This is a genomic window from Vreelandella zhuhanensis, assembly GCF_009793355.1.
Taxonomy (GTDB): Bacteria; Pseudomonadota; Gammaproteobacteria; order Pseudomonadales; family Halomonadaceae; genus Vreelandella; species Vreelandella zhuhanensis.
The window spans coordinates 152,304-179,069 of the sequence record NZ_WTKP01000008.1; the positions used below are offsets into that span (position 1 = coordinate 152,304).

Genomic DNA, 26,766 nt, shown 5'->3' on the forward strand with positions numbered 1-26,766 from the left:
CCGGTGCGAGCTTTCGTAGCTTTGCCTCTGTAATGATGGCTCAGAAAAGCATCGTTTTACGCTGATGGAAGCCGCCCTTCATCTGCAGCACAATGGGCCTTCTTTTATCCGAGAGTGAGCGCCATGGAGTATTATTTCCTGATCAAGCATCTGCATGTCACCGCCGCTGTGCTGAGCATCGGTTTTTTCATGCTACGCGCCTGGTGGTCGGTGCGCGAGTCGTCCATGCTCGGGCAACGTTGGGTGAGGGTGTTACCCCACGTGATTGACACCAGCTTGCTTGCCCTGGGTGTCACTCTGATGGTGATGCTCTCAATGTGGCCACACCAGCACCCGTGGTTGGCTGCAAAACTGATCGCTTTAGTGGTCTATATCGGTGTGGGTACGGTCGCCATCAAGCGTGGCCCGACACCGCTGGTTCGTGGCGTGGGCGCGCTTGTGGCGGTGGCGGTATTTATTTACATGCTGGGGACGGCTATTCGCCATAGTCCCCTTTCCTGGTTGGGTTGAGAAGTGTTGGACTGAGGCCTTCACCGGATCATTCGAAGGTGTCGCAGACCGGGGCCTGTTCCACGGGAGCATGCCGCGCTACTTCGGTCATATCCCCGCTGGGCTCGCCGAGCGGAATACGCCATTGATGGTCGATATCTACAGGATCGCAAACCCCTTCTTTACCGCCACCGAAGTTGGAATCGATCCAGTAATGCAGATCGTAGAGCTTGCCTTCTTCGAGTACGTCAGAGAAGTGGAAAGAGAAGGCGGGGTCTTCGGTACCCGAAATGGTCTCCGACTGCTTGGCCACGACCTCATCAGCATGGATATCGACGATAGCCGCGTGAACGCTGTGGCCGGCATGAGGCATAGAGAAGCTGCCATCACCCTCAAACGTCAGGTCGTAGCTTTCGTTTGCCATGGCTTGAAGAGCGACGAAACATAAAGGAAGAAGCAACCAACGTTTCGTTGAGCTGGAGAGAAAAGCTGGGATTGGCATGAATCACCTCGCTAAACAGACGTTATGAAATATTTTAGACCACCTCATCTCCAGCATAGACTCGATTTCCAGGCCATGCCTGCGGTCTATCCATAATTCCAATGATTAAAAATCCGGGCTACTGACGTACCTGTTGGCTGAAGCAACTCAAGGGTTCAGCTCTTCGAACTGGTTCGATAGCTTACCGCTACCAGCTACCGCCGCTTGGCTTGCAGCAGTATTTGATAGAGCCGTCTCGGCAAGCACTTTGCGGGTAAGCATTGGCACGCGACGTTCGGTCCACCACATCCAGATAATCGACACCAGCGTTACACCAAAGCAGAGCATCCATACCGTGGTGGCCACACCGGTAAGATCTACCAAGGCACCGAACATGATCGGCAAAAGAAAGCCGCCCATTCCCCCCGCTAAGCCGACGATGCCGGAGACCAGGCCGAGATTCTCATGATAATCGTTAGATAGGTACTTGAAGACTGACGCCTTGCCGATTCCCCAGGAGATACCCACCACGAACAATGCAGCGGTGAACAACCAGATGGGAATGCCGAAGCTAAAATCCACCGAACCATCTGTGGTGGATTGGATGCTGTAACTCGTTTCCGGGTAGGACATGATGAACAGTGCGATCAGACTGGCCCACATACAGGTCCAAGTGACGGTATGAGCGCCAAAACGGTCGGAAAGCCAACCACCGAAAGCACGAATCACCCCGGAAGGCAGCACGAAGATGGTGGCGACCAGCGCCGCCAACTGAATACCCATCCCGTATTCCCCCATGTAGTAGCGAGTCAGCCACAGCGATACCCCCACATAGCCGCCGAATACCACTGAGTAGTACTGGCAATACTTCCATACCTTGGGGTCGTTGAGCACCTTGGCTTGATCGCGCAGCGATACCTTGCTGGTATTGCGATGGTCAGGATTGGAAAAGGTGAAAAACCAGAACAGGATGGCGGTGATCAGCATGATTGCCGCATAGATATTGGGTACCGCCTGCCAGCTCAGCACCACGATAACCGTAGGAGCGATGAACTTGGTTACTGCAGCCCCGGCGTTACCGGCACCGAAAATGCCCATGGCCAGGCCTTGACGATCCTTTTCGAACCATTTGGCAGTGTAAGTGATTCCTACAGAGAAGGAACCGCCAGCCAAGCCGATAAAGCCACCAAGTACCAGAAACTGCCAGTATTCGGTGGCAAACTGCACCATCCATATCGACGGTACGATGAGCAGCAGGATCATGAAGAATACCGGGCGTCCGCCATAGCGATCGGTCATGGCACCCAAGGGCAAGCGTGCCAGCGAGCCGATGAGTATCGGCACGGCGGTCAGAATGCCGAACTGGGTACCGTTGAGCGCTAGTTGTTCGGCAATAGGCACGCCGATTTCGCCGAACATGGTCCAGACCATGAAGCACATGGTAAAGGCGAAAGTATTGGCGATGAGTACTGAAGTCTGTTTGAAACGCTGGGAAGCCATGAGATCTCCTGCAAAAGCTGAAAAGGACGATGGCCGGTTACCGGCCATCGTCTGGGCTGAGAATGAACAGCCTTTTTGCTGTCTTACTTCTGTGCCTTGGCAGTTTCCTGTTTCTCGAGCATACGATCGACAGAGGAGACATAGTATTCTTCGTCAAAGCCGCCTTCCGGTTCCTTGAGCCAGAGAAAGCAGATCAACCAGCTGAGGAAGGCGCCGGCGGCGATGATGTAGAAGAACTGGGTAGGCGTGACGAAGGTGTAGATGGTCAGGTAGACCACCGCCCCCACGTTGCCGTAGGCACCGGCCATTCCCGATATCTGCCCGGTGATTCGGCGCTTGATCGAAGGAAGGATGCCGAAGGTCGCGCCTTCCGCTCCCTGCACGAAGAAGGAGGTGAAGATGGTAATAGCCACCGCCACGATCAGCGGCCAGCTTGAGTTGAGCATGGCCATCATCACAAAGCCGATGCCGATGCCGAACATGTAGCTGAGCATGACGAAACGGCGGTTGCCCATGCGATCCGACACCATGCCGCCCATCGGGCGGGCCACCAGGTTGACAAAGGCAAACGAGGCAGCGATCAGTCCGGCCATGGCGGCACTGAGTCCCCAGGTTTCCTCGAAGAACATCGGTAGCATCGAGACTACCGCGAGTTCGGCACCGAAGTTGGCGAAGTAGGTGCTGTTGAGTGCAGCCACACTGCTGAAGGGATACTTGTCGTCCTCCGGCACACCTTTTTTCAGAATCGGAATGTTAACCCTGAGTATCTGCACCACCTGATAGATAATGATGGCCACAATCGCCAGGTAGGCGACTATCGCCCCGGTGGTGGAAAGGTAGCCCATGTCCTGGATGCGCCAGACAAGGATGGCGAGCACCCCGACCAGCGGAATCGTCCAGATGATCAGCTTGATCATATCGGCCCAGGTGCTGACTTCCATGGCGGCCGCCTTGCGCGGCTTGCGGTGTGACTTGGGGTCGGGGCCATCGGTAATGCCGAACCAGTAATAGACGCCATAGGCAGCCATCACGATGGCGCTCTGGGCAATGGCCCAGCGCCAGCCGTCATCACCACCGTACATGGTGATGGCGATGGTGGGCAGGGTCATGGCGGCGGCGGCGGAACCGAAGTTGCCCCAGCCGGCATAGAAGCCCTCGGCAAAGCCAATATCGCGGGGCTTGAACCACAGTGCGGTCATGTGAATGCCCACCACGAAGCTTGCACCAATGGAACTCAGTACCAGCCGCGAGATGAGAAGCTGCGCCATGGTGTTGCCGAAGGCGAATACCAGCGCCGGAATTGACATGGTCACCATCAGCACCGAGAACACCCGACGCGGGCCGAAGCGGTCCAGCGCCATGCCCACGATGATGCGCGCCGGAATAGTCAGGGCGACGTTGCAGATGGCGAATAATTTGAGGTCGTCCGAGGTCAGCCAGTCAACGCTCTTGAGCATGCTCGACGCCAGCGGCGCCATGTTGAACCACACGTAGAAAGTGATGAAAAACGCGATCCAGGTCAGATGCAGCGCCCTGATTTCAGGGTTTTTTACCTTGAACACGGCAGAGGCTTTCATGGTCGTCTATTCCTTGTTTCCGATGTCGCCTGTGGGAAGAATCAAAAGCGGACACTCGGCCCGGCGAGTCAGGAAGGAGCTGACGCTGCCGAAGGTCATGTAGTCGAACTCGTCGAAGATGGCATTGAGCGACTTGGCGATGAAGCTCGGGTCGGGTTCGTGGCTGTGGCGTGCAATCACCAGCAGGTCGGGTTTCTGCTTGTGAGTGGCCTGCAGGAGTAGCTTGCGCGCATCGCCCTCGGCAATCAGAAGCTCGGCATTGAAGCCTTCCTTGACGGCGATCTCGATGCCCTCTTGCAGGTGCTCCTTAAGTTCCCTGTATTCCTCCTCGAACATGTCCTCGTTGGCATCCGTGGCATCCCGGGGGTTTTCCACCACACCCACCAGCATTAGGGTAGGCTCGCTTGAGCGAAACATCTTCATGGTCTGCTCCAGGGCCAGTCTGGCATTCCGGGAGCCGTCGTAGGCAATCATGATTTTCATGCTGTCCTCCCGCTAAGGGGTAGGGGATGGTAGAGGCCCGAGCGCTTTGCCCGGGCGGTTCAAAGGTAAGTGACAATCCAAGGTCGAGACACGACTCAGGGATTTTTCACGTAGGCGTTCTTGCGCAGGTAGAACCACCAGTTGACTACCAGGCAGAGCGCGTAGAAGACCGCAAAGCCATACATGGCAAGCTCGGGGGTGCCGGCCTGGATCTGTTCACCCATCACCCGTGGCGCAATAAAGGCGCCGTAGGCGGCGACTGCAGACGTCCAGCCGAGGACCGGGCCTTTTTTCTGGGCATCGAAGATCACTCCGATACTGCGGAAGGTAGAACCGTTGCCGATGCCGCTGGCCGCGAACAACACCACGAACAGAATCAGAAAGAGGATGAAGTAGCTGTTGGGATCGGTGGCGTTGTAGGCCAGCATCATCACGTAACCCACCGCCACGGAAGCTACCACCATGATTACCGAGATCACCTGAGTGACGATGGCACCGCCTACCTTGTCGGAAATCCAGCCGCCTACCGGGCGAATCAGCGCGCCGACGAAAGGTCCCATCCACGCCCAGGTCAAGGCGCTGGGGCCATTGGGGTTAGTGATGCGTGTGACTGCACCATCAGCGGTCACATCCATCATGTTGCCGAAGATGACATTGATGGAAAGCGGCAGGGCTGCAGAGAACCCGATGAAGGAACCGAAGGTGGCGATATAGAGCACGGTCATCGACCAGGTGTGCTTATCGTTGAAGATGGCGAACTGCTTCTGGATATTGGGTTTGATGTCGCCGGGAATCAGGCGCAGAAGGCCCAACGTCAGCAGGATGGTCAGTGGCAGCGCGACCCACATGTTGAGCCAGCCCAGCGCCAGCATGCCGATGATGGAGGTCACCATACCCACGGCATAGAGCCCCAGGATCTTGCCGAACGCCTGAAGCGGGGTGCCGGGGTTGGGAGTGATGGGGCGCAGGTTGTTCATGCCGAACCAGCCAAGAAAGGCCAGTGGGACCAGGAATACCAGCCAGATGAAACCGGCGTTTTGAATCCAGGTCTGGGTGCCCGCTTCGATACGCCCGATCAAGGTGCCGCTGGAACTTTGTAGCTCCATGGGAGCACCGGCGATGGCGCCGAAAATGCCCACGGTCATTACCAGCGGAATCAGGATCTGCATGGTGGTGACGCCGAAGTTGCCTAAACCGGCGTTCATGCCCAAGGCATAACCCTGCTGCTTTTTCGGGAAGAACGTGGAGATATTGCTCATCGAGCAGGCGAAGTTGCCGCCACCGATGCCGGAGAGCAATGCCAATGCCTGGAAAATCCAGAACGGGGTGTCCGGGTTCATCAAGGCGAAGCCAGTACCCGCCGCCGGAATCATCAGCAGCGCCGTGGTAAGAAAGATGGTGTTGCGCCCACCGGCAATGCGGATCATGAAGGATGCCGGGATGCGCAGCGTGGCGCCGGCAAGCCCGGCAAGGGCGGTCAGAGTGAACAGCTGATTAACTGAAAATGGAAAGCCCAGGTTTTGCATCTGGGTGGTGATCATGCCCCACATCAGCCAGACCGCGAAGCCCATCAGCAAGCTGGGAATCGAAATCCACAGGTTGCGGGTGGCAATGCGTTTGCCTTGGCGTTGCCAGAAGGTGTCGTCTTCGACCTCCCACTCATGTAGGTCGCCATTCAATCGAGGCTTGTTGTTCGAGCCTTGAGCATCGATGTTGCTATTAGCCATCTCCATCCCCCTGATTGACCGCTTGCCGGCGCCGGCGAAGCCATGCGTTGGCGAGCGATTCATTATTGATGGGGAATAAGATACGTCCCGCGATCAAACGGTGAAATGGGAGGAAATAGGCGCTAAAACAGTGATCTACCCCTTTCGGATTATAAGGGGTAGTGCTCTAGGTTGTTGATTTTTAGGAGGCTGTAGCGAAGTAGGTAGGGGCGATCGGATGGGTTGACGGCATTTGGGCTTTTTGGAGGTAACCACCAAGAACCGGGGTAACCCGGGACGTCAATGAAAGTGCTCAGCGATCGAGGTTTTCCTGGACCGCCCATACCGCTGCTTCGACGCGTGAACGCAGGTTAAGCTTCTTGAGCAGATGCTTGACGTGCACCTTGACGGTACCTTCGCTGATATCCAGTTTGCGCGCGATCAGCTTGTTCGAAAGACCGCCTGCAAGCTCGCGGAGAATTTCGCGTTCACGCTGGGTGAGGCTGTGAATATCGGGCGTTGCGGGTGCGGTGCGCTGGTTACGCAGGGCTTCGGCGAGCAACGCGGTCAAACTGTCGCTGATCACCATGCGTCCGAGTGCGGCCTGGCGTAGCTGGCGCACCATGTCCTCGGGTTCCATGTCCTTGAGCAGGTAGCCATCGGCACCGGTGCGCAAAGCGGCGACCACATCATCCTCATGGTCGGACACGGTAAACATCACCACACGCCCGCTGTAGTCAGCGTCACGCAGATGGCGCAGGGTTTCCAGCCCATTCATTCCCGGCATATTCAGGTCGAGCAACACCACATCGGGTTCAAGCTTGAGCGCCAGTTCAATGCCTTCTTCAGGTTTGCCGGTTTCGCCTATCAGCTCAAGATCGTCTTCCAGTTCGAGCAATTGAGCGACCCCGCGTCGCAATAAAGGGTGGTCGTCGATGATCAACAGGGTGGCGGGTGGCTCGGTGGCGGTTGGCTCTGTAGCTGGCGTTAGCGTCATGATGATGTTCCCGTTCCAGGTTGAGAGGCGAAAGCGTCTTGCACATCAGGCTGTTGTTGAATCAATCGAGCGGTAGTGGGCGTGAATTCGAACTCGATTTTAACCCCCCCCGCCTGACGGTTGCTGATGTGTAATTCTCCGCCCAGGGTCTCGGCACGGTCGCGCATGATGACCAGTCCATAGTGCATGGGTGGAGAGCTGCCATCCATAAGACCGATGCCGTCATCTTCAACGCTCACCCATAGCCGCGCATGCGCGAAACGCACGGTGACGGCGGCCCAATGCGCACGGGCATGCTTATGGGTATTGGCCAGTGCCTCCCGAACGATCTGCAAAACGTGAATTTCCTCGTTCGGGTTAAGCAGATAAGGCGGCACTTCATAGAAGAGCTCCACCGGCACCGCCATGCGTTCGGCGAATTCACCGGTGGTCTGGCGCAGCGCGGAGTGCAGGCCGGGAGCCTCCAGTTTGAGGCGAAACGTGGTGAGTAGTTCGCGCAATTGGCGGTAGGCACTGTTGAGACCGGTGCGCAACTCGTCGAAGACCGCACTCTGGGCCTCGCGTGGAGCCTCCTTCTGCTGCATACGCTCCAGGCGCGCCACCTGCATCTTGAGATACGACAGTGACTGAGCCAGAGAGTCGTGAAGCTCCCGGGCGATCGTGGTGCGCTCGTTGATAAGCGTTACTTGCTGCTGCTCCTCGATACGGCGTTGCAAATATACCGCAGTGGCCAACTGGTCTGCCAGTACGATCAGTAGCTGCCGGGTACTGTCGGCGAGCTGCTTTTGCGGATACCAAATTTCCAGGGTGCCGAGCATGGCATCACCCACGCTGATAGGCAGGAGTAAGCATTGAACCTGATCGCTTGCCATGATCTCCAAAGGCTGAGGGTCGATCAGGCAGGCATGGCATTCCTGATCCCGACAATACATCGGACGTGTGCGTAAATGCGTTTCCAAAACAGGCATTTGCCGATGATCGACAGGATCATTCAGCGACAGCCGAATGGGGCCTAGTTCAAGCAAGGTTCCCAGCTGGCGCAGCATGGGGGCGGCACTTGAGCATAGGTCGTTGCCGCCACCGTACAAGGTACGGCTAGCATCGTGCATCAACTGCATCGCCTGATTGCTGCGCTCGAGTTCCTGTTTCTTGCGTGAGACTTTTTCTTCCAGGGTGGCGTAACTTGCCGCCAGCTGTTCGGACATATCGTCGAAAGTGCGACCCAGCAAGGCAAGTTCGTCGCTACCCTTGAGATGAGTACGGTATTGGAAGTTATGATGTGCAGCCTCTCTGGCAAGTACCACCAACTGATAGAGAGGGCGCGTCAGATTGTGGCGAATATCGAAAAGCGCAATCGCGACCATAGCGATGGTAAGCCCCAGGAAAAGTAACTGCAGCACGCTCAACAAGCCAATCTTGGCTTCGGTATTTTGCTCAAGAAGCGTCACCAGCGTGTCGATATCGGCGACCAGATTGTCGAGCGTTTGGTTGAGCGCTATGTTGCTTGCTGGCTCACTCGCAATGGCGGCTTCCAGCCGCGGGGACAGCTCTTGCTCCCAGCGTTGGATAATCAGTTGATGCTGCTCCTGGAGGTCATGACTTGCATCGTCGGGAATCGCGTTGGTCAATTCGATGCTTGTCAGACGTGAATCAAAGCGCTCGGCCAGCGCTTGTACCTGCTGACGATTTTCGGCGCTTGGCTGCTGTTGGTAACGTTGAAGCGCGGCAACGATCTGGTAGGTGTGCATACGTAGTGAACCCGCCATATTGATGGCGGCGGCATCGCCACGGCTGCTTCCCGCGATCACGATGGTTACCACGATACTGATCACCACCATGCTGCTGATGGCTAACAGCGAAGCAATGATACGAGCGACCAGCGAGCGTTGGAGTAATTTCATCGAGTCGAACGACCTCCGCACAGGCATGACGAATGGCATGGTGGCTTGGAATAGTGGCTTGGAGTGGTGTCAAAACCACTCGATTATACCCTACTAGGTAGGTACAACCCTCTTAAAGAATACCTCCAATGCCCTTTTGACGGTTCGCGTGGTTGTGACGAGAATCCAGCAATATCCTCGCGAGTTCAACCCTATGATACCTGCCAAGGAAGCCCTCGTCGCCGAGGTGTCCAATGGCTATCGCTCGCTGGTGGTGGTGGTGTTGTCTCCGCTGGCATTTGCGCTGGTTTTCGCTTGTTGGACGATTTTCGCCGTGTTGGGCATAGAGCTGCAAGACGCATTGGGTTTTGGTGACGTGGCTTTCGCCGTGCTTCTGGCGGTACCCATGCTGACCGGTGCCTTGGCGAGCTTACCCATGGCGCGCCTGGCGGAGCGCAAGGGGGGTGGGCGCGTGATGGTCGGGTGTCTGCTGCTGATCTGCCCCTTTTTATGGTGGATCGGTCATGCCGTTGACTACCGAGAGTTTGTCGCCGCTGGTGCGGGACTGGGCCTGGGTGCCGGCTCGCTGGCTGCCGGGTTGGTGTACGTGGCGCGTTGGTGTCCGCGCCAACGCGTCGGTCTGGCACTTGGCCTGTATGGTGCCGGCATGCTAGGGGCGGGCTTGAGTTATTTGCTGCTGCCCTTGATCAGCGAAGCCTATGGGTGGCGAATGGCGCCCAAGCTTTATTTGTTGCCGGTATTGGTGGTAGCGGTGCTGTTATGGCTGTTTGCCGATCATGACGCCGACGCGATTGACAAACTGCGCCCGTCATCTTCTCGCAAGACGTATTCGTTGGCGATAACCAGCCTGTTCGGACGCCAGGTCTGGCGCTTGGCGCTTATCTATAGTTACTTCTTCGGTGCTTTTGTGGCGTTAACCCTATGGTTACCGGGCTATCTGGCGGCGCAATATCAATTGCCGCTTAAAACAGCCGCCTTGTGGGCACTGTTGTTCCCACTTTCCGGGGGAGTCGGACAGATTCTGGGAGGAATGCTGGCCGACTGGCGAGATTTTCGTACGCTGCGCTGGTGGCTCAGCGCCTGCGTGCTGGGGTGTCTGTTCTTGCTTTCCTACCCCTCGTTTGAGATGCGAGTCGAGGGGGTACACGGCGAAGTAATGGTTCACATAAGCACCTCCTTATCGGTCTTCGTCGGTTTATTGGTGGTCATGGGTATGGCCATGGGGATTGGTAAGGGCAGCTTGATGCGTCTGATACACCGCGATCATGCCAATGAAATGGCGTTGGTCGGTGGCCTGGCAGTGACCTTGGGTAGCCTGTTCGCAGCCGTGGTGCCATTGATGTTCGTGCTGGGCAATGAATGGATTGGTATTCGTACCGCCGGTTTCATGTTCCTGTATGGCGCCTTGGCCGTCTGCATGTTGCTGATGCTGTGGGACCATGCCAACCCCTCCGCTAGCCTGTCCTCCTGACGCCTCTTCCTGCTGTCTCTTTTCGACACGCTTGTGCCACAGCTGCCGGTACTTTCCGTGTCTGCCTTGTTTTTATCCTTTGGATGCTTGGGATATAGGCTTATCCCCCTGGTTTCAGGTATCTATCCCCTTGGAGGTAGAGAGGGTGTATATGGAGGTAATCACGCAGTAATCGGCTTGTCGTTCCCTCACAATCGACTCCATGGAACCTGTCCAGCAGGTAACAAAATTTTCGAGGAGCCTGGAGATCGACCATGAGTCATTTCATAGATCGGCTGAATTTCTTCCGCAAGGCCCGTGTGCCTTTCGCTAACGACCACGGTGAAAGCCGCGATGAATCCCGTAGCTGGGAGGATAGTTACCGTTCACGCTGGCAGCACGACAAGGTCGTGCGCAGTACTCATGGGGTGAATTGTACCGGCTCATGCAGCTGGAAAATTTACGTCAAGAACGGCTTGGTCACCTGGGAAACCCAGCAGACCGATTATCCGCGTACCCGCCCCGACCTGCCCAACCACGAACCGCGTGGTTGCCCGCGTGGCGCGAGCTACTCCTGGTATCTCTACAGCGCCAACCGTCTCAAGTACCCTTTGGTTCGCAAGCCGCTGCTGGCGCTGTGGCGCGAAGCGCTCAAGGCGCACCCTGACCCGGTCGATGCCTGGGCCTCCATCGTCGAAGACCCGGCCAAGACCAAACAGTACAAGCGTGCCCGCGGCATGGGCGGTTTCGTGCGCGGCGACTGGGACGAGCTCAACGAACTGGTCGCGGCCTCGAACGTTTATACCGCCAAGGAGTTCGGCCCCGACCGTATCATGGGCTTCTCACCGATTCCTGCCATGTCGATGGTCAGCTACGCCGCCGGTAGCCGCTACCTGTCGCTGATCGGCGGTGTCTGTCTGAGCTTCTACGACTGGTATTGCGACTTGCCGCCGGCCAGCCCTCAGACCTGGGGCGAGCAGACCGATGTGCCCGAGTCCGCTGACTGGTACAACTCCGGCTACATCATCGCCTGGGGTTCCAACGTGCCCCAGACGCGTACCCCGGACGCGCACTTCTTCACCGAAGTACGCTACAAGGGTACCAAGACGGTCTCGATTACCCCGGACTACGCCGAAGTCTCCAAGCTGACCGACGAGTGGCTGTCCGCCAAGCAGGGCACCGACGCCGCTCTGGCCATGGCCATGGGCCATGTGATTCTCAAGGAATTCCACCTCGACAAGCCCAGTGCCTATTTCACCGACTACGTGCGTCGTTATACCGATATGCCGTTTTTGGTGGAACTCGAAGCGCGTGACGACGGAAGCTTCGCCCCGGGCCGCCAGTTGCGCGCCAGCGACTTCGATGCCGCCCTGGGTCAGGAAAACAACCCCGAGTGGAAAACCGTCGCCTGGGACGAAACCCGCGACCAGCTGGTGGTACCGCGTGGTTCCATCGGTTTCCGTTGGGGCGAGACCGGCGACGAAGTGGGCAAGTGGAACCTGGAATCGCTGGATGCCGAAGGCACCGAGATCAAGCCGCTACTCAGCCTGGCCAAGCACCACGATAGCGTCGCGCGAGTGGCCTTCCCCTATTTCGGTGGCATCGAACACGAGCACTTCGAGCATGTGAAGGGCGCAGGGGCGGGTGCTGCTGATGACCTCCTGTTCCACAATCTGCCCGTCAAGCGTCTGAAGAAGGCCGATGGCAGCGATATGCTGACGGTCACCGTCTTCGATCTGATGTGCGCCAACTATGGCATCGACCGGGGCTTCACCAGTGATGGCGAAGATGACGGCGCGACGTCTTTTGATCAGATTCGCCCCTACACCCCGGCCTGGCAGGAGAAGATTACCGGCGTTTCGGCGGAGCAATGCACGCGCATCGCTCGGGAATTCGCCGACAACGCCAACAAGACTAACGGACGTAGCATGATCATCGTCGGTGCCGGCATGAACCACTGGTACCACATGGACATGAACTACCGCGGTCTGATCAACATGCTGGTCATGTGTGGCTGTATCGGCCAGAGCGGTGGCGGCTGGGCCCACTATGTAGGGCAGGAAAAGTTGCGTCCACAGACCGGCTGGACCCCGTTGGCCTTCGGCCTCGACTGGCAGCGTCCGCCGCGGCAAATGAACGGAACCTCTTTCTTCTACAGCCACTCCTCCCAGTGGCGCTACGAGAAGCTCGAGATCAAGGAAATCCTCTCGCCGTTGGTCAAGGCCGAGGACTACCCGGGTAGCCTGATCGACTTCAACGTGCGCGCTGAGCGTATGGGCTGGCTGCCGTCGGCGCCTCAGTTGGATACCAATCCGCTGCGCCTGGCGAAGAAAGCCGAAGCCGCCGGTATGTCCACCGCCGACTATGCTGTTCAACAGCTCAAGAGTGGCGAGCTGCGCTTCGCTGCGGAAGACCCGGATGCTCCGCAGAACTTCCCGCGCAACATGTTCATCTGGCGCTCCAACCTGCTGGGCAGCTCCGGCAAGGGCCATGAGTACATGCTCAAGTACCTGCTGGGTACGCGTCATGGTATTCAAGGCAAGGACCTGGGTGATTTCGGCGGCCAGAAGCCCGAAGAAGTCGTGTGGCATGACGAGGCGCCGGAAGGCAAGCTCGACCTGCTGGTGACCCTGGACTTCCGTATGTCCACCACCTGCCTGTACTCGGATGTGGTGCTGCCCACCGCGACCTGGTACGAGAAGGACGATCTCAACACCTCCGACATGCACCCCTTCATTCATCCCTTGACCGCGGCGACCGACCCGGCCTGGGAATCGCGCAGCGACTGGGATATCTACAAGGGCATTGCCAAGGCATTCTCCAAGGTCTGCGTGGGGCATTTGGGCGAGGAGACCGACCTGGTCACCCTGCCGCACCAGCACGACTCCCCGGCGGAACTGGCTCAGGTCGAGGTCAAGGACTGGAAGAAGGGCGAGTGCGAGCCGATTCCCGGCAAGACCATGCCGGCGCTGATCGAGGTCAAGCGCAACTACCCGGAAACCTACGAGCGCTTCACGTCCATCGGCCCGCTTCTGGAAAGCATCGGCAACGGCGGCAAGGGCATCGCCTGGAATACCGACTCTGAAGTCGAACTGCTGGGCAAGCTCAACCATCGCAAGCTGGACGGGCCGCACAAGGGGCGCCCGCTGATCGAGAGCGCCATCGATGCCGCCGAAATGATTCTGACCCTGGCGCCAGAAACCAACGGCCAGGTGGCTCTCAAGGCATGGGGTGCCCTGGGCAAGATTACCGGGCGGGATCACTCTCACCTGGCGCTGCCCAAGGAAGACGAGAAGATTCGCTTTCGCGATATCGTCGCCCAGCCGCGCAAGATCATTTCCAGCCCGACCTGGTCCGGTCTGGAAGATGAACATGTCTCCTACAACGCTGGTTATACCAACGTTCACGAGATGATTCCGTGGCGCACCGTCAGCGGCCGTCAGCAGTTCTACCAGGATCACCCCTGGATGCGCGCCTTCGGCGAAAGCCTGCTGGTCTATCGTCCGCCGATCGACACCAAGGCGGCCAGAGGCTTCAAGCTGCCCGAAGACAACGGCAACCCGAGCAAGGCGCTGAACTTCATCACGCCGCACCAGAAGTGGGGTATCCACTCCACCTACAGCGACAACCTGATGATGCTGACGCTGAATCGCGGCGGCCCGGTGGTCTGGCTTTCCGAACCCGATGCGGCATCGATCGGCATAGAAGACAACGACTGGATCGAGGTCTACAACGCCAACGGCGCCATCGCCGCTCGTGCGGTCGTCAGCCAGCGGGTCAAGGACGGCATGGTGATGATGTACCACGCCCAGGAGCGCATTGTGAACGTGCCCGGCTCCGAAATTACCGGGACACGTGGCGGGATTCACAACTCCGTGACTCGAGTGTGTCCCAAACCGACCCACATGATCGGTGGCTATGCGCAGCTTTCCTATAGCTTCAACTACTACGGCACCGTCGGCTCCAACCGTGACGAATTCGTTCTGGTTCGCAAGATGAAGAACATCGACTGGCTGGATGGCGAAGGTAATGACAGCGTGCAGGAGGCCGTCAAATGAAGATTCGTTCCCAGGTAGGCATGGTCCTCAACCTTGATAAATGTATCGGGTGTCACACCTGTTCGGTGACCTGCAAGAATGTCTGGACCAGCCGTGAAGGCATGGAATACGCCTGGTTCAACAACGTCGAGACCAAACCAGGTATCGGCTACCCCAAAGAGTGGGAAAATCAGAAGAAGTGGAAGGGCGGTTGGTTGCGGCGCAAGGACGGCAAGATCGAGCCGCGTATCGGTGGCAAATGGCGAGTGTTGGCGAATATCTTTGCCAACCCCGACCTGCCGGAAATGGACGACTACTACGAGCCGTTCACCTTCGACTATCAGCATCTGCACACCGCCAAGATCGGTGATCACCAGCCAGTGGCACGCCCCCGTTCGCTGATCTCCGGTCAGCGCATGAAGAAGATCGAGTGGGGTCCCAACTGGGAGGAAATCCTGGGCACCGAGTTTGCCAAGCGGCGCAAGGATGCCAACTTCGAACAGGTGCAGGCCGACATTTACGGCCAGTTCGAAAATACCTTCATGATGTATCTGCCGCGCCTGTGCGAGCACTGCCTGAACCCGACCTGTGTGGCGAGCTGCCCCAGCGGTGCGATCTACAAGCGTGAAGAGGACGGCATCGTCCTGATCGACCAGGACAAGTGCCGCGGCTGGCGGATGTGTATCTCCGGCTGCCCGTACAAGAAGATCTATTACAACTGGAAGACCGGCAAGTCCGAAAAGTGCATCTTCTGCTACCCGCGCATCGAAGCCGGTATGCCGACCGTGTGCTCCGAGACCTGTGTGGGGCGTATTCGCTACCTCGGCGTGCTGTTGTATGACGCCGACCGTATCGAGGAAGTGGCCAGCTCGCCGGACGAGCGCGACCTCTACCATCGCCAGTGCGAAATCTTCCTCGATCCCAATGATCCGGAAGTGATTGTTCAAGCCAAGCGGGATGGTATCCAGGAAAATGTGATCAAGGCCGCTCAGGCGTCGCCGGTTTACAAGATGGCGATCGAGTGGGGCTTGGCGCTGCCGCTGCACCCGGAATATCGCACCCTGCCGATGGTCTGGTACGTGCCGCCGCTGTCGCCGATTCAGTCCGCCGCCGAATCCGGCAAGGTCGAGTACGACGGTGTGATGCCCAAGATCGAATCCTTGCGCATTCCGGTCAGGTATCTCGCCAACATGCTCACCGCCGGCGAAGAAGAACCGGTGGTGCTGGCTCTCAAGCGTTTGATGGCGATGCGTGTCTACATGCGCGGCAAGCATGTGGAAGGCAAGACCGATGCCAAGGTGCTCGATGCCGTCGGCTTAAGTGAAGCGCAGGTGGAAGAAATGTATCGCTACCTGGCAATTGCCAACTACGAGGATCGCTTCGTGATCCCTACCAGCCATCGCGAAATGGCCACCGAAGCCTTCCCCGAACGCGGCGGTTGCGGCTTCAGCTTCGGTGACGGCTGCCACGGCGAGAGTAAGCCCAGCCTGTTCAATGGCCGGTCTCAGACTACCACTCTGGTCCAGCCGGTGGATGTCTTCGACCCGAAACAACAAACCGAGGAGGCTCGTCATGACTGATGCCACTATCCAGTTGACGCCGACCGAACCAACGTTCGAGCCGGCACTCGGCATGCGCAGCCTGCGCGTACTGGCCCGCTTGCTGGACTATCCGACAGAGGCGCTTCAGGACGCCTGTGGCGAATTGATCGAAGTCATCGACGCTGAGTGCCGCCTGGGGGCGGCTCTCAAGACCGCGCTGATGGACTGGTGCCAGCGTATTCAGGAAGGTGAGCTGCTCGAACTTCAGGCCGAGTATGTGGCGCTGTTCGACAAGGGCCGTGCTACCTCGCTTCTGTTGTTCGAACACGTGCATGGCGAATCGCGTGACCGCGGTCAGGCGATGGTCGACCTGATGGCCGAATATAGTGCCGCCGGTTTTGAACTGGATGCTCGCGAGCTACCCGACCATTTGCCGGTCTTCCTGGAATATCTTTCGCATTGCGACGAGGCCGAGATCGGCCGCTGGTTGGGCGAAATTCGCCATATCCTGGCGCTGCTCACCGCACGCCTTGAAGAACGTGATGCCGATCATGCCCTGGTGCCGCTGGCGCTGCTGGCGATGATCGGGGCCGAGGGCGATGTCGAGATGCATCGTTCCAAGGTCAAGGAAGAAGTGCCGGACAATACCCCCGAAGCTTTGGATGCGGTCTGGGAAGAGGAAGTGGTGCGCTTTACCGCGACCTCCGACGAGGACTGTGCATTGCAGTCCGCCGAAGGACGGCGGCTTGCCGAGCGCAAGAATGCAGTGCATAGCGATCCCGTCAGAATCATGCCGTCCGTCGGGGGGGCTTCCCCTTCCTCAACCGTGGCCGATCGCTAAAAAGGAGAATCGCCATGTTCATTGAATACCTGCAACATCTTATCTACGGCTACTATCCGTATCTGGTCGGCACGGTATTTTTGCTCGGCAGCCTGATGCGCTACGATCATGGCCAGTTTACCTGGAAGACAGGCTCCAGCCAGATGCTGTCCTCGAAAAACATGCGCCTGGCGAGTAATCTCTTCCATGTCGGCATCATCGTGATCTTCTTCGGCCATCTGTTCGGCATGCTGACGCCCCATTGGGTCTATGAGCCCTTCCTGCATGCCGGCACCAAGCAGTTGGTGGCCATCGTGGTCGGCGGCATCGCCGGTGCCATGTGCGTGGTGGGCGGCGCCATGTTGCTCTATCGACGCCTGACCAACCCGCGCGTGAAGGCGTCGTCGAGTATGATGGATACATTGATTCTCGGCTTGATCGTCTTCCAGGCGGCGCTGGGCATGATCACCATCATTTTCTCGCTGGGTCACCTGGATGGTGAAATGATGCTGACACTCTCCAGCTGGGCGCAATCCATCGTGTTCTTCAGTGGTGGCGCGGCGGATTACATGGCTGAGGTGTCATGGATCTTCAAGCTGCATATCTTCATCGGCCTGACCATTATTCTGTTGTTCCCCTTCACTCGTCTGGTGCATGTGTGGAGCGTGCCGTTCGGTTATGTGACTCGGCGCTATCAGATTGTCCGCCGCCGCGGCTAAAAACTGGTTTTGCTCGGCCATGCGTAAAGGAAAAATGACATGCAAATGATCGATATCGAACAGCTACCCGGGGGCGCAAGCCCCCCACCGGTTCGGGTCGGTGAGACTCTGATCGAAGAGGCAAGCATCGCTCAGGAAATGCAATACCACCCGGCGGACAGCGCGGGCACCGCACAGCTCAAGGCCGCACGTGCCCTGGTGGTGCGCGAGCTTCTGATCCAGCGCGCCATCGAGCTTGGCCTGATGGAAAAAGGCGCGGACGCTGGTGGAATGGAAATCGGTGGAATGGAAGATGAAAGCGATGCGGTGATCGCTGAACTGCTGGAGCAGGAGCTGGATGTGCCTGCCCCCTCGGAGGAAGATTGCCGTCGCTTTCATGCCTCCTACCCGGCGCGTTTCAGCGAGCCGTCCCAGATGAGCGTTCGCCACATTCTGCTGGCAGCGGCACCCGACGACGCCCCGGCGCGCGATGTCCAGTACCGGCTAGGCGAGTCCCTGGTCAAGGAACTCCAGTCGATTCCCGAGCGCTTCGACGAGTTTGCTCAACGCCACTCCGCCTGCCCATCGAAAGAGATGGGCGGTGACTTGGGTTGGCTGGTGCCGGGTCAGACGGTGGGCGAGTTGGACCGCGCCCTGCAGCACCTGCCCGAAGGCCTGCACGAGCGGCCTCTGGCATCTCGCTATGGCTGGCATGTGGTGTTGATCGACAAGCGCATTGAAGGGCGCGAGTTACCCTTCGAGCAGGTCGCCGACCATGTACACCACAGTCTGCGCGAGCAAGCCACCCGCCGGGCGTTGCGCCATTACCTTCTGGCGCTGGAAGCCGACATCGGCGTCGAGGGCGTCACTCTGGATGACGATGCCGCCGGTTCATTGATGCAGTAGTGGAGATTGCCATGGCCCATGTTCATGCACAGACCCCTTTCGTTGCGCTCGGGCTTGCGGTATTGACCGTCTCGGATACACGCGGTTTCGACCAGGACGGCAGTGGCGACCTGCTCAGCGAGCGACTGCTCACGGCAGGTCATGTGCTGGTCGAACGCCGGATCGTTGCTGATAATATCTATCGTATCCGTGCGGTGGTCAGCGAATGGATCGCCCGCGAGGATATCCAGGCGGTGCTGGTCAACGGTGGTACGGGCTTCACTGTGCGTGACACCACGCCGGAAGCGCTGGCGCCGCTGTTCGACAAGACCATCGATGGCTACGGCGAGCTATTCCGCCAGCGCTCTTATGCGACTATCGGTGGCTCAACGATTCAATCGCGTGCGGTGGCCGGCGTGGCCAACCGCACCCTGGTCTTCGCCATGCCGGGGTCGCCCAAGGCCTGCGCCACTGCCTGGGATGAAATTATCGCGGCGCAACTGGATGCAAGGACCCGGCCTTGTAACTTCGTGGCCATGGTACTGCCGGATATCCAGCACTGTGCCAGCCGCTCCACCGAAATAGCGCAGGAGGTCAGCATATGAACTGTGGCTGTGCGGATAATCCCACCACCGACCTGCTCGACTTATGGGACGCTCGCGCCCGGCTGATCGAAGCCGCCGTACCGCTCATGGACACCGAGACGTTGCCGCTTTCTCAGGCCGCAGGACGCGTGTTGGCGATATCCGCCCTGGCGGCCCTGGATCTGCCCAGCGAAGATAACAGCGCCATGGATGGTTATGCCATGCGCCTGGCCGAGCTTGAGCAGAGCCAACGCCAAGGAGACGGCCTGCCGGTGCTGGTACGTGTTCCTGCCGGTGCCGGTGTGATGAGCCTGCCAAGTGGCGGTTGTGCGCGTATCTTCACCGGGGCTCCCGTACCCCAGGGAGCCGATGTCGTGGTCCCCCAGGAGCGCGTTCACTGCGATGAGCAGGGGCGGGTCCATGTCGCTCAGGAAGTCACGCTCGGCGCCAACATTCGCCGCCGTGGGGAAGAGGCACGCTATGGTGATCTGGTGCTGGCGGCGGGTGAGCGGTTAAGTCCGGCAGCCATTGGGCTGCTTGCCAGCCATGGTATTGCCGAGGTCGTCGTGAAGCGGCGGTTGCGGGTGGCGCTGCTATCCACGGGTGACGAACTGATCGAGCCGGGCACGCCACGCGTACCGGGCCAGGTGTACAACAGTAATGCGGCCATGCTGAAAGCCTTGCTGGCGGAGCAGGGCTGCGAGGTGGTGGATAAAGGTATCATTGCGGATACCGCCGAAGCGCTAAGGGTGGCGTTGAGCCAAGCACGCGACAGCGCCGACATGGTAATCTGTACCGGAGGCGTGTCGGTCGGTGAGGAAGACCATGTGCGGCCGGTGCTGGATGCCTTGGGCAGCCTGTATTTCCATGGCATCGCGCTCAAGCCCGGCAAGCCTTTCACGTTCGGCACCCTGCACGATGTTAGCGTCGCCGGTGTCCCGTTGATCGGCCTGCCGGGCAATCCCGTGGCCTCGTTGGTGGGCTGGCAATTTCTCACCTTGCCGTTCGTTCAGGGCTGTCAGGGACGTTCGCCGCATCGGCTTGAACGTTTTACCGTCAAGGCAGGCTTTGCGCATCGTGCCAACCGTCAACGCTACGAATGTCTGCGAGTGGTGCTCGAGGATTCCGAGCATGGACCGGTGGCGTTGCTGGCAGGTGGCCAGGGGTCGCATATGTTGAGTGCCGCAGCGGTGGCCCATGGCTACCTGATCATAGACCCAAGTAGTGAGGTGAAAAAAGGCGATGACGTTACCTATTGCCCCTGCAGCCAATTCCTCACCTGAGGGGCCGCCTAATGCAGTCAACCTGCAGGAGCTGATCCGGGGGGTCAGCTGGCTGGCGGCACTTGAGATCAACGACGTGGAAATGCTACTGAGGCATTCTCACGTGCAGACGCTGAAAGCGCATGAGTGGATTTTTCACCAGAATGGGCAAGCGGACTGGCTGTATATCGTGCTCAGTGGCGCCGTGCGCCTGGTGCATGGTGTCGGCGAGAAACGCTTGGCTACCATACGTTGCGTGGAGCATGGCGGTACCCTGGGCGAACTGAGCATGGCATCGCGCACCGGGTTTTATCTCTACTCGGCGGAAGCGTTACGTAATACCCGAGTGCTGGCGATTCCCGCAGAACAATGTCGCCAACAGCTGGATGCCTACCCGGCCTGTCGTACAGAGTTCATGAGCCGCATGGCCCTTGAGTTGAGTGAGCGCCTGGAAGACTTGGTGCTGGTGACTCAGTCCGACGCCATGGCCAGGCTGGTCAGTTATTTGCTGCGTCAATTGCCCCCGGGGCGCCATCAGCGCCCCAAGACATTGCCATTGACCATTCCTCGCTACTGGCTTGCCGCTCAGCTTTCCATGACGCCGGAAACGCTGTCGCGCTTGCTGGCCAAGTTGCGTGACCGGGGCATCATGCAAGTGGATCGCCGCCATTTAGCGATCCTCGATGAGGAACGCTTGCGTCAGTGCTTGATAGAAGGGGATACCTAAATGCCACAACGTGCCCGTCAAAAGACCGCCGCCACCCTGGTGTATGCCTGCTCTGGCTGCTCCGATGTAGCGCAGTTGGCCAATGACGTGGCACTGCGCCTGGATCATGGCGGCGTAGCGGAAATGTCCTGTATCGCCGGTGTCGGCGGCGGTGTGAAAGGGCTGGTGCGGACGGCACGCTCCGGTCGTCCTATCGTTGCGATCGACGGTTGCCAGCTACATTGCGCCAGTCATTGCCTGGCCAATGCAGGCGTTGAACCCACCGAACACGTCAAACTCTATGAACGTGGGTTTCGCAAGCGGCGCGGAATGCTCTATGGTGAGGATGAAGTGACTGAAGTTTCAGCTGATGTCGGTGAGCTGATCGCCCGACTGCAGATGTCTACGGAGAATACCCAATGAGTGTCCTGGTTGACGGTTTCGGCCGCACGATTCGCTATGTTCGGTTATCAGTGACCGACCGTTGCGATTTTCGCTGTGTCTATTGCATGGCTGAGGAGATGACCTTCCTGCCACGCGCTCAAGTGCTGACCCTTGAGGAAATCGCCACGGTATCGCAAGCCTTCGTCGAGCTGGGCGTGGAGAAGATCCGTCTCACCGGCGGCGAGCCGTTGGTGCGTCAGGGGATCGAAACGCTCGTCGGGGCCATCGGTCGCCTTGAAGGGCTGCGTGATTTTGCCATGACCACCAATGGCAGCGGCTTGGTCAAGCATGCCAAGGCGCTGCATCAGGGCGGCCTTGCCCGGCTCAACATCAGCCTCGATTCCCTGGTGCCCGAGCGCTTCCGGGCACTCACTCGCACCGGCGACCTCAAGCGGGTCATTGACGGCATCCGTGCTGCCCGCGAGGCGGGCTTTACCCGCATCAAGCTCAACGCCGTGATTCTCAAGGGGCGCAATGACGACGAAATTCTCGATCTGGTCGACTTCGCCCGCAACGAAAACGTGGATATCAGCTTTATCGAGGAAATGCCACTGGGGCAGGTGAGCGAGCACGATCGTGCCGAGACATTCTGTTCTAGTGATGAAGTGCGCAGCATCATCGAAGCCCAGCACGCGCTATTACCCACCACCGAAACCACCCTGGGCCCGTCGCGCTATTACCGAATGGCCGACAGTGAGTCGCGCATCGGGTTTATCTCGCCGCACAGCCACAACTTCTGCGAGGCCTGCAACCGGGTACGCGTCACCGCCGAGGGGCGCTTGCTGCTGTGCCTGGGCAATGAGCATTCGGTCGATTTGCGCAGCGTGATACGCCGCCATCCCGGTGACATGGAGCGCCTCAAGGCCGCGATTGTCGACGCCATGCGCTTCAAGCCCGAGCGTCATCATTTCACCACAGACGGTGATGTACAGGTGGTACGCTTCATGAACATGACCGGGGGCTGAGAACCTGCGTTATTTAACGGTGATGTTGTTTTCTACCGCATTCACCTGCTCATGGTCCAGCGTAATGGCTTCAGCCCGCTCGCGCTGCTGCGAGGTCTCGACGAAACCGCCCAGAATGGCTCGGTCGCCCTTCAGGTCGACGTCGATGGCCGAACCGGCCAGATCCGGTGCTTCGAGAAGCCGGGCCTTGATCTGCACCGCTTCAGCCGAATCTTGCTGCGCGAGCCTGGCGGATTCATTGACCGGGGTGTCGGCACAGCCGACCAGAAGCCCGGTCATGAAAAAAGCCTCTATCATCAGGATGCCGAGCCAGCGGTGTTGATGCATCATTCGATACTCCCCTCGTCTATGGCTTCACGTGAACGACTAATCAGCCCTTCGCAATATTCCATGTCGGCACCTGCGCCCACATCCACCAGCGGCAATAGGGCGGCGAGTGGGCCGGCAAGGGCGCCAAGCGCGGCGCTGGAGCCGGCTCGCATTATAAGTTCTTCGCTATGCACGCTCACTTCGATGTTATCGAAGGTGCCCCCTAGGTGAAGTGGCGACCGCCCGACGAAGACGCTGGGGTCCTTGGGATGGACGATGATGCTGATATCCAGGCGTTCCGTATTCAAATTCACCTGGCCGCCCAAGGTGAAGGTGGTGTCGGCGGTGTCCACCACGAAAGTATCCAGCTGGGTAACGCCGTCTCTCGCCTGAAGGTCGGCGTAAGCGCAATCGATCGGGATGGGGTCACGCCCCCGCACCCAACTCAGAAACGTCTGACCGGCATCTAGCCCGGCGATCTCCACAAGCAAGGCTTCGAGTCTTCCACCGGTCATCAGCAAGACCACGCCGCCATCGGCGGAGGCCAGCAACTCGGCGACTGAAGCGCCTTCAACCCAGAGCTTGCCGCGGCCCCCGATGGTGCCGACACTGTCGTCAGCCAGCTCCCAGTTGCGTAGCGCATCGCTGAGATCCACCCCCTGGACTTCCACCTGCATCGTACCGCTGGGGGGTTGGGTGCCGGCATCCAGGTCGAGGGTGAGATCAACACTTCCCTCACCCACGCCGAAACCCACAGGATCGAACTGTCCGCGTCCATTCTCGAGAGTAAAATCAAGCACCACGTTGCTCAATGGAATATTCCCGGCACTTACGGATCCGCCCCTGTAGCTTATATCCGCGGATACTCCTTGCCATGCCTCGGTGATGATCTCCGTGTCGGGCAGGACGAAGCGGTCGTCGGCTTCGATCTCCTCTGGTGTCGCCCCGGCGAGGAAGCCCAGGTCTGCGATATCGAGCTGCTCGGAGCGCAGGTCGCCGCTCAGGTGAGGCGGCGTGGCGCCTGTGTCGAGTGCCAAGCGTCCACTGAGATCGCTATCACCGATTTCCCCTTGCATGTCGGTAAAGGTCCAGCGTTGGTCTTCCAGGTCCAGGTCTCCCGATACCGAATAAGGGGGAAGCTGCGGCAGCGCGAAGCCTAGCAGGCGGCTCAGGCGTTGCGGGTTCGGCCCTTTCAGAGCGAGCTCAAGGTCCAGCCCTTCCAGGGCAAGGGGACGCAGCAGCGTGCCTTCCAGGCTGATTTGTGTGTCGACGATATCCGCCTCCAGATCCAGCGCATAGGGGCGGTCCGGGTCGCGGGCATTGAGCAGGGAATCGCCTTGTAGACTGAGGGAGGCCGGCGCACCGTCGTAGCGACCTTCTCCTTCCAACTGGAATGTCTGATCCCCCGTGGCGGCGCCCTGAGTTTCAAGGTTCAGAGTCAGTTGGGTGTCGGCTTGCGGATCGCTGAAACGCAGCTCCGAAGGCTCGAAACTCAGACGGCCGATGAACGGTAACAGCAGATCGTCGCGTCCGTCGCTGGGGAGCGTTTCACTCATTTCCAGGTGCAGTTCCCCGGAAACTCTGCCAAGCCGGTCTTCGATGGGGGTGAAGGTGTCACCCAGTCTGGCCAGGGAAATGTCATCGAGATCGATATCCAGGCGCCCGGAGGCGGGTGACTGCGTCACGTCCAGCGCAAGGCTCGCGGTAAGTGAGCCGTCACCCAGGCGAAACTGGAGAGGCTCCGCCCGCAGCCCGCCTTCCTCCAGCTCGGCGTCCAGCGCAAGCTCATTCAGCTCGAGCCCATTGGGTAACACCAACGTATTGGCGTTTAGCTCCAGCTGTCCATCGAAGCTGCGCAGCGGCGCCAGCAGGGAGTCGTCCTGTGCTTCATCAGCCTGTGCTTCATCGTCCGACGCTTGAGTCGTAGCGGAAATCAACTGGGCGATATCGATGCGCCCGGCTTCAAGGTCGACGTTCACTGCCGGGCGTTCGGTAGTGAAAACTTCAACGTTACCGCTGACATTGGTCGAGCCTATCTCACCTTCAAGCCCAGTGACGTTCCATTGTTCATGATCACGGCTCAAGCGGCCCGCGAGACGAAACTCGGGCAAAGGAGGCAAAACTGGGCCGAGCCAGGCTTCCAGGGCCCGGCTGCTATCCGCGTCGAGGACCACATCCGCTTCAAGCGTCTGAGGTGCCAGGATCGAGGCCAGGGTGGTGTCCGCCTGAACAAACAAGCCGTTTGAGGTGGCTTCGGCTTTAAGCGGGTAATCCTGTTGCAGCGAGCCATCTTCCAGGTCGACCAGGCTGGGTAGCGGAGCCCCTCTGACCTGCATGTCCAGCGGCTTGTCGCGGAAGGTGCCATTCACATTGAGCAGCAGCCGTGGCGGCTCTTGCTCGCCGGTGGTCTCGAGTGTCGCCTCGAGGTCACTGCCGGCCTCGGCGTTGCGATAAGCTAGACGAGCATTGTCGATACGCAACTGGGCAAGCAGCGTATCGAGCTCGAACGTCGAGCGTTGCTCGAGTGGCTGAAGCTCAAGAGAGAGTTCGGCGTCTAGAGTGTCGCCGGCGGGCAGGGCGCTGTTGAGTTCCGTCATGTCCAGATTCTGCAGACTGATCTGGGCCTCTGCGGCAACCCTTTTCGGGCTGCTGGTCAGGCTTGCCTGTGCCTCGACATTGCCGTCTGCAATCTCAAACGTCAGGGGTTCAAGCGCAACCGAGTGTTCGGCAAGCTGTACCTGAGTTTGAACGTTCTGAAGTACCGCTTGCTCCAGTATCAGACGGTCTACGGACAGAGCAACGTCTCCGCGTAGATCGGGTAACACGGGCACGGATAGGCCCTCTTCCTCGGATTCCGGCAAGGCCGCGCGTAGAGCAGCAACATCGAGTTGCGATGAGTGCAGCTGGCCGTCAAGGCTCGGAGCTTCACCGGCGGTATCCATCGTCAGCTCGCCGGTTACCCGGTTCTGGGCGATTGCTGTGTCGATGTCGTGTAATCGCCATTCGCTGCCTTGGCGTTCCAGGCGTGCCGCTATCTCGAGGCTATCCAGCTCGACCTGAGGTAATTTCAGCCATTGTGACCAGTCGGCGAGATTGTGCAGGCTGAGCTCACCATTCGCTTCTAATCGATCCAATGCCGGCGCTTGGGGAACCTCGAAGGTGCTGGTGAGCTGGCTCTCGCCGGAGCTGAGCGTCAGTTCGCCACCGAATGCCTGGGTATCGTCCATAAAGGCGTTAATGGGGTCAGTTTGTGCTTCCAGTTCAAAGCGTCGTTGCTGAAATGTCAGTGTCGCCTGGGTGTGCCAGGTTTCGTCGTCCACTTGCATTTGTAGAGATGAAACGGCGACATCGAGCGGGGTGTCGGCATCGGCGGCCCAGTAATGCACCTCTGAGTCGGAGAGCAAGAGGTTGCGGATATCTAGGGGCGAAGACGACTCTTCCTCGGCTTGCGCTTGCTGATTGGCTTGTTCGTCACCAAATGCCCAGTTAGCGGGCGCGCCGGCGCGCTGTTCCAGGTTCAGGGTCGAGCCGGCAACTTCAATGTCATCCATTACCACTTTCCCTTGGAACAGGTCGCTGACTGATACCGAGATACTGACTCGCTGTGCTTCGAGCATGTAGGGTGAAGTGGCCCATTCGGGGTTGTCGATCTCAAGCTCGTGAAGCGATAGTTGTGGACTAGGAGACAGGGTGATATCCACGTCGCCGTGTATGGCTACCGAGCGCCCGGTTGCCTCCTGGATACGCTCGGTGATGACAGGCTTTAAAAAATTCCAGGACATTAGTTCCACCGCAGCGACGATAAGCGCCACCAGAATGACCGGGACAAGCCACCACCAACGTAGGAACCTTGAAGCTCGATGTTGCATTATGTCGGCTACCTTGCACCATGAAGTTTACGCGCATCGACACCTCGCCATGCGCAGGGTTC

Annotated in this window: 21 protein-coding genes; 12 read left to right on the top strand and 9 right to left on the bottom strand. The window is 58.8% G+C overall.

The window, feature by feature from the left end:
• Nucleotides 1–123 precede the first annotated feature (123 nt).
• Complete coding sequence (locus GPM19_RS12365) at nt 124–510, top strand: SirB2 family protein (protein WP_160419332.1); 387 nt, start codon at nt 124–126, stop codon at nt 508–510.
• A 28-nt stretch (nt 511–538) separates the two neighbouring features.
• Here the strand turns inward: GPM19_RS12365 and GPM19_RS12370 are convergent, their stop codons facing one another.
• The 7 genes from GPM19_RS12370 to GPM19_RS12400 form a co-directional block, all read right to left on the bottom strand.
• On the bottom strand, nt 539–949 hold the full coding sequence (locus tag GPM19_RS12370; RefSeq protein WP_160419333.1) for a hypothetical protein: 411 nt from the start codon (nt 947–949) through the stop codon (nt 539–541).
• A 189-nt stretch (nt 950–1,138) separates the two neighbouring features.
• On the bottom strand, nt 1,139–2,470 hold the full coding sequence (locus GPM19_RS12375) for an MFS transporter (RefSeq protein ID WP_160419334.1): 1,332 nt from the start codon (nt 2,468–2,470) through the stop codon (nt 1,139–1,141).
• An 83-nt stretch (nt 2,471–2,553) separates the two neighbouring features.
• Nucleotides 2,554–4,047 (bottom strand): MFS transporter, encoded by a 1,494-nt coding sequence (locus GPM19_RS12380; protein ID WP_160419335.1) that lies wholly within the window; start codon nt 4,045–4,047, stop codon nt 2,554–2,556.
• Between the two features lie 6 nt (nt 4,048–4,053).
• Nucleotides 4,054–4,530, bottom strand: a complete 477-nt coding sequence (locus tag GPM19_RS12385; protein WP_160419336.1) for a universal stress protein — start codon at nt 4,528–4,530, stop codon at nt 4,054–4,056.
• Between the two features lie 95 nt (nt 4,531–4,625).
• Nucleotides 4,626–6,257, bottom strand: coding sequence for an MFS transporter (locus GPM19_RS12390; protein WP_160419337.1), 1,632 nt, complete (start codon nt 6,255–6,257; stop codon nt 4,626–4,628).
• A gap of 292 nt (nt 6,258–6,549) precedes the next feature.
• On the bottom strand, nt 6,550–7,233 hold the full coding sequence (gene narL, locus GPM19_RS12395; RefSeq protein ID WP_160419338.1) for a two-component system response regulator NarL: 684 nt from the start codon (nt 7,231–7,233) through the stop codon (nt 6,550–6,552).
• Nucleotides 7,230–9,134 carry a type IV pili methyl-accepting chemotaxis transducer N-terminal domain-containing protein gene (locus GPM19_RS12400; RefSeq protein WP_160419339.1) on the bottom strand — a complete coding sequence of 635 codons (1,905 nt, stop codon included), beginning with the start codon at nt 9,132–9,134 and terminating at the stop codon, nt 7,230–7,232. The genes narL and GPM19_RS12400 overlap by 4 nt, the downstream gene beginning before the upstream one ends.
• 193 nt (nt 9,135–9,327) lie before the next feature.
• On the opposite strand from GPM19_RS12400, the gene GPM19_RS12405 reads away from it, so the two are divergent.
• The 11 genes from GPM19_RS12405 to moaA all read left to right on the top strand — a co-directional run bounded on the left by GPM19_RS12405 (nt 9,328) and on the right by moaA (nt 22,526).
• On the top strand, nt 9,328–10,605 hold the full coding sequence (locus tag GPM19_RS12405) for an MFS transporter (protein ID WP_160419340.1): 1,278 nt from the start codon (nt 9,328–9,330) through the stop codon (nt 10,603–10,605).
• A 254-nt stretch (nt 10,606–10,859) separates the two neighbouring features.
• Nucleotides 10,860–14,642 (top strand): nitrate reductase subunit alpha, encoded by a 3,783-nt coding sequence (locus GPM19_RS12410; RefSeq protein ID WP_160419341.1) that lies wholly within the window; start codon nt 10,860–10,862, stop codon nt 14,640–14,642.
• A complete protein-coding gene (gene narH, locus GPM19_RS12415) occupies nt 14,639–16,201 on the top strand; it encodes a nitrate reductase subunit beta (RefSeq protein WP_160419342.1) in 1,563 nt (520 codons plus the stop codon). The genes GPM19_RS12410 and narH overlap by 4 nt, the downstream gene beginning before the upstream one ends.
• Nucleotides 16,194–17,003, top strand: a complete 810-nt coding sequence (narJ, locus tag GPM19_RS12420) for a nitrate reductase molybdenum cofactor assembly chaperone (RefSeq protein ID WP_160419343.1) — start codon at nt 16,194–16,196, stop codon at nt 17,001–17,003. Before narH ends, narJ begins: the two co-directional genes overlap by 8 nt.
• A gap of 14 nt (nt 17,004–17,017) precedes the next feature.
• Nucleotides 17,018–17,701 (top strand): respiratory nitrate reductase subunit gamma, encoded by a 684-nt coding sequence (gene narI / locus GPM19_RS12425; RefSeq protein WP_160419344.1) that lies wholly within the window; start codon nt 17,018–17,020, stop codon nt 17,699–17,701.
• Nucleotides 17,702–17,740: 39 nt separating this feature from the next.
• Complete coding sequence (locus GPM19_RS12430) at nt 17,741–18,586, top strand: peptidylprolyl isomerase (RefSeq protein WP_160419345.1); 846 nt, start codon at nt 17,741–17,743, stop codon at nt 18,584–18,586.
• Nucleotides 18,587–18,597: 11 nt separating this feature from the next.
• A complete protein-coding gene (gene moaB, locus GPM19_RS12435; protein ID WP_160419346.1) occupies nt 18,598–19,170 on the top strand; it encodes a molybdenum cofactor biosynthesis protein B in 573 nt (190 codons plus the stop codon).
• Nucleotides 19,167–20,432: a molybdopterin molybdotransferase MoeA gene (locus GPM19_RS12440; protein WP_160419347.1), complete on the top strand. Its 1,266-nt coding sequence runs from the start codon at nt 19,167–19,169 to the stop codon at nt 20,430–20,432. Before moaB ends, GPM19_RS12440 begins: the two co-directional genes overlap by 4 nt.
• Nucleotides 20,392–21,138, top strand: coding sequence for a Crp/Fnr family transcriptional regulator (locus tag GPM19_RS12445; RefSeq protein WP_160419348.1), 747 nt, complete (start codon nt 20,392–20,394; stop codon nt 21,136–21,138). Before GPM19_RS12440 ends, GPM19_RS12445 begins: the two co-directional genes overlap by 41 nt.
• Nucleotides 21,139–21,540 (top strand): putative zinc-binding protein, encoded by a 402-nt coding sequence (locus tag GPM19_RS12450; protein ID WP_160419349.1) that lies wholly within the window; start codon nt 21,139–21,141, stop codon nt 21,538–21,540.
• Entirely contained in the window at nt 21,537–22,526 is a 990-nt protein-coding gene (gene moaA / locus GPM19_RS12455; RefSeq protein ID WP_160419350.1) for a GTP 3',8-cyclase MoaA, read from the top strand. The genes GPM19_RS12450 and moaA overlap by 4 nt, the downstream gene beginning before the upstream one ends.
• A 9-nt stretch (nt 22,527–22,535) precedes the next feature.
• Here the strand turns inward: moaA and GPM19_RS12460 are convergent, their stop codons facing one another.
• Nucleotides 22,536–22,856 (bottom strand): BON domain-containing protein, encoded by a 321-nt coding sequence (locus GPM19_RS12460; protein ID WP_160419351.1) that lies wholly within the window; start codon nt 22,854–22,856, stop codon nt 22,536–22,538.
• Nucleotides 22,853–26,704: an AsmA family protein gene (locus tag GPM19_RS12465; RefSeq protein WP_160419352.1), complete on the bottom strand. Its 3,852-nt coding sequence runs from the start codon at nt 26,702–26,704 to the stop codon at nt 22,853–22,855. Before GPM19_RS12465 ends, GPM19_RS12460 begins: the two co-directional genes overlap by 4 nt.
• Nucleotides 26,705–26,766: the final 62 nt, after the last annotated feature.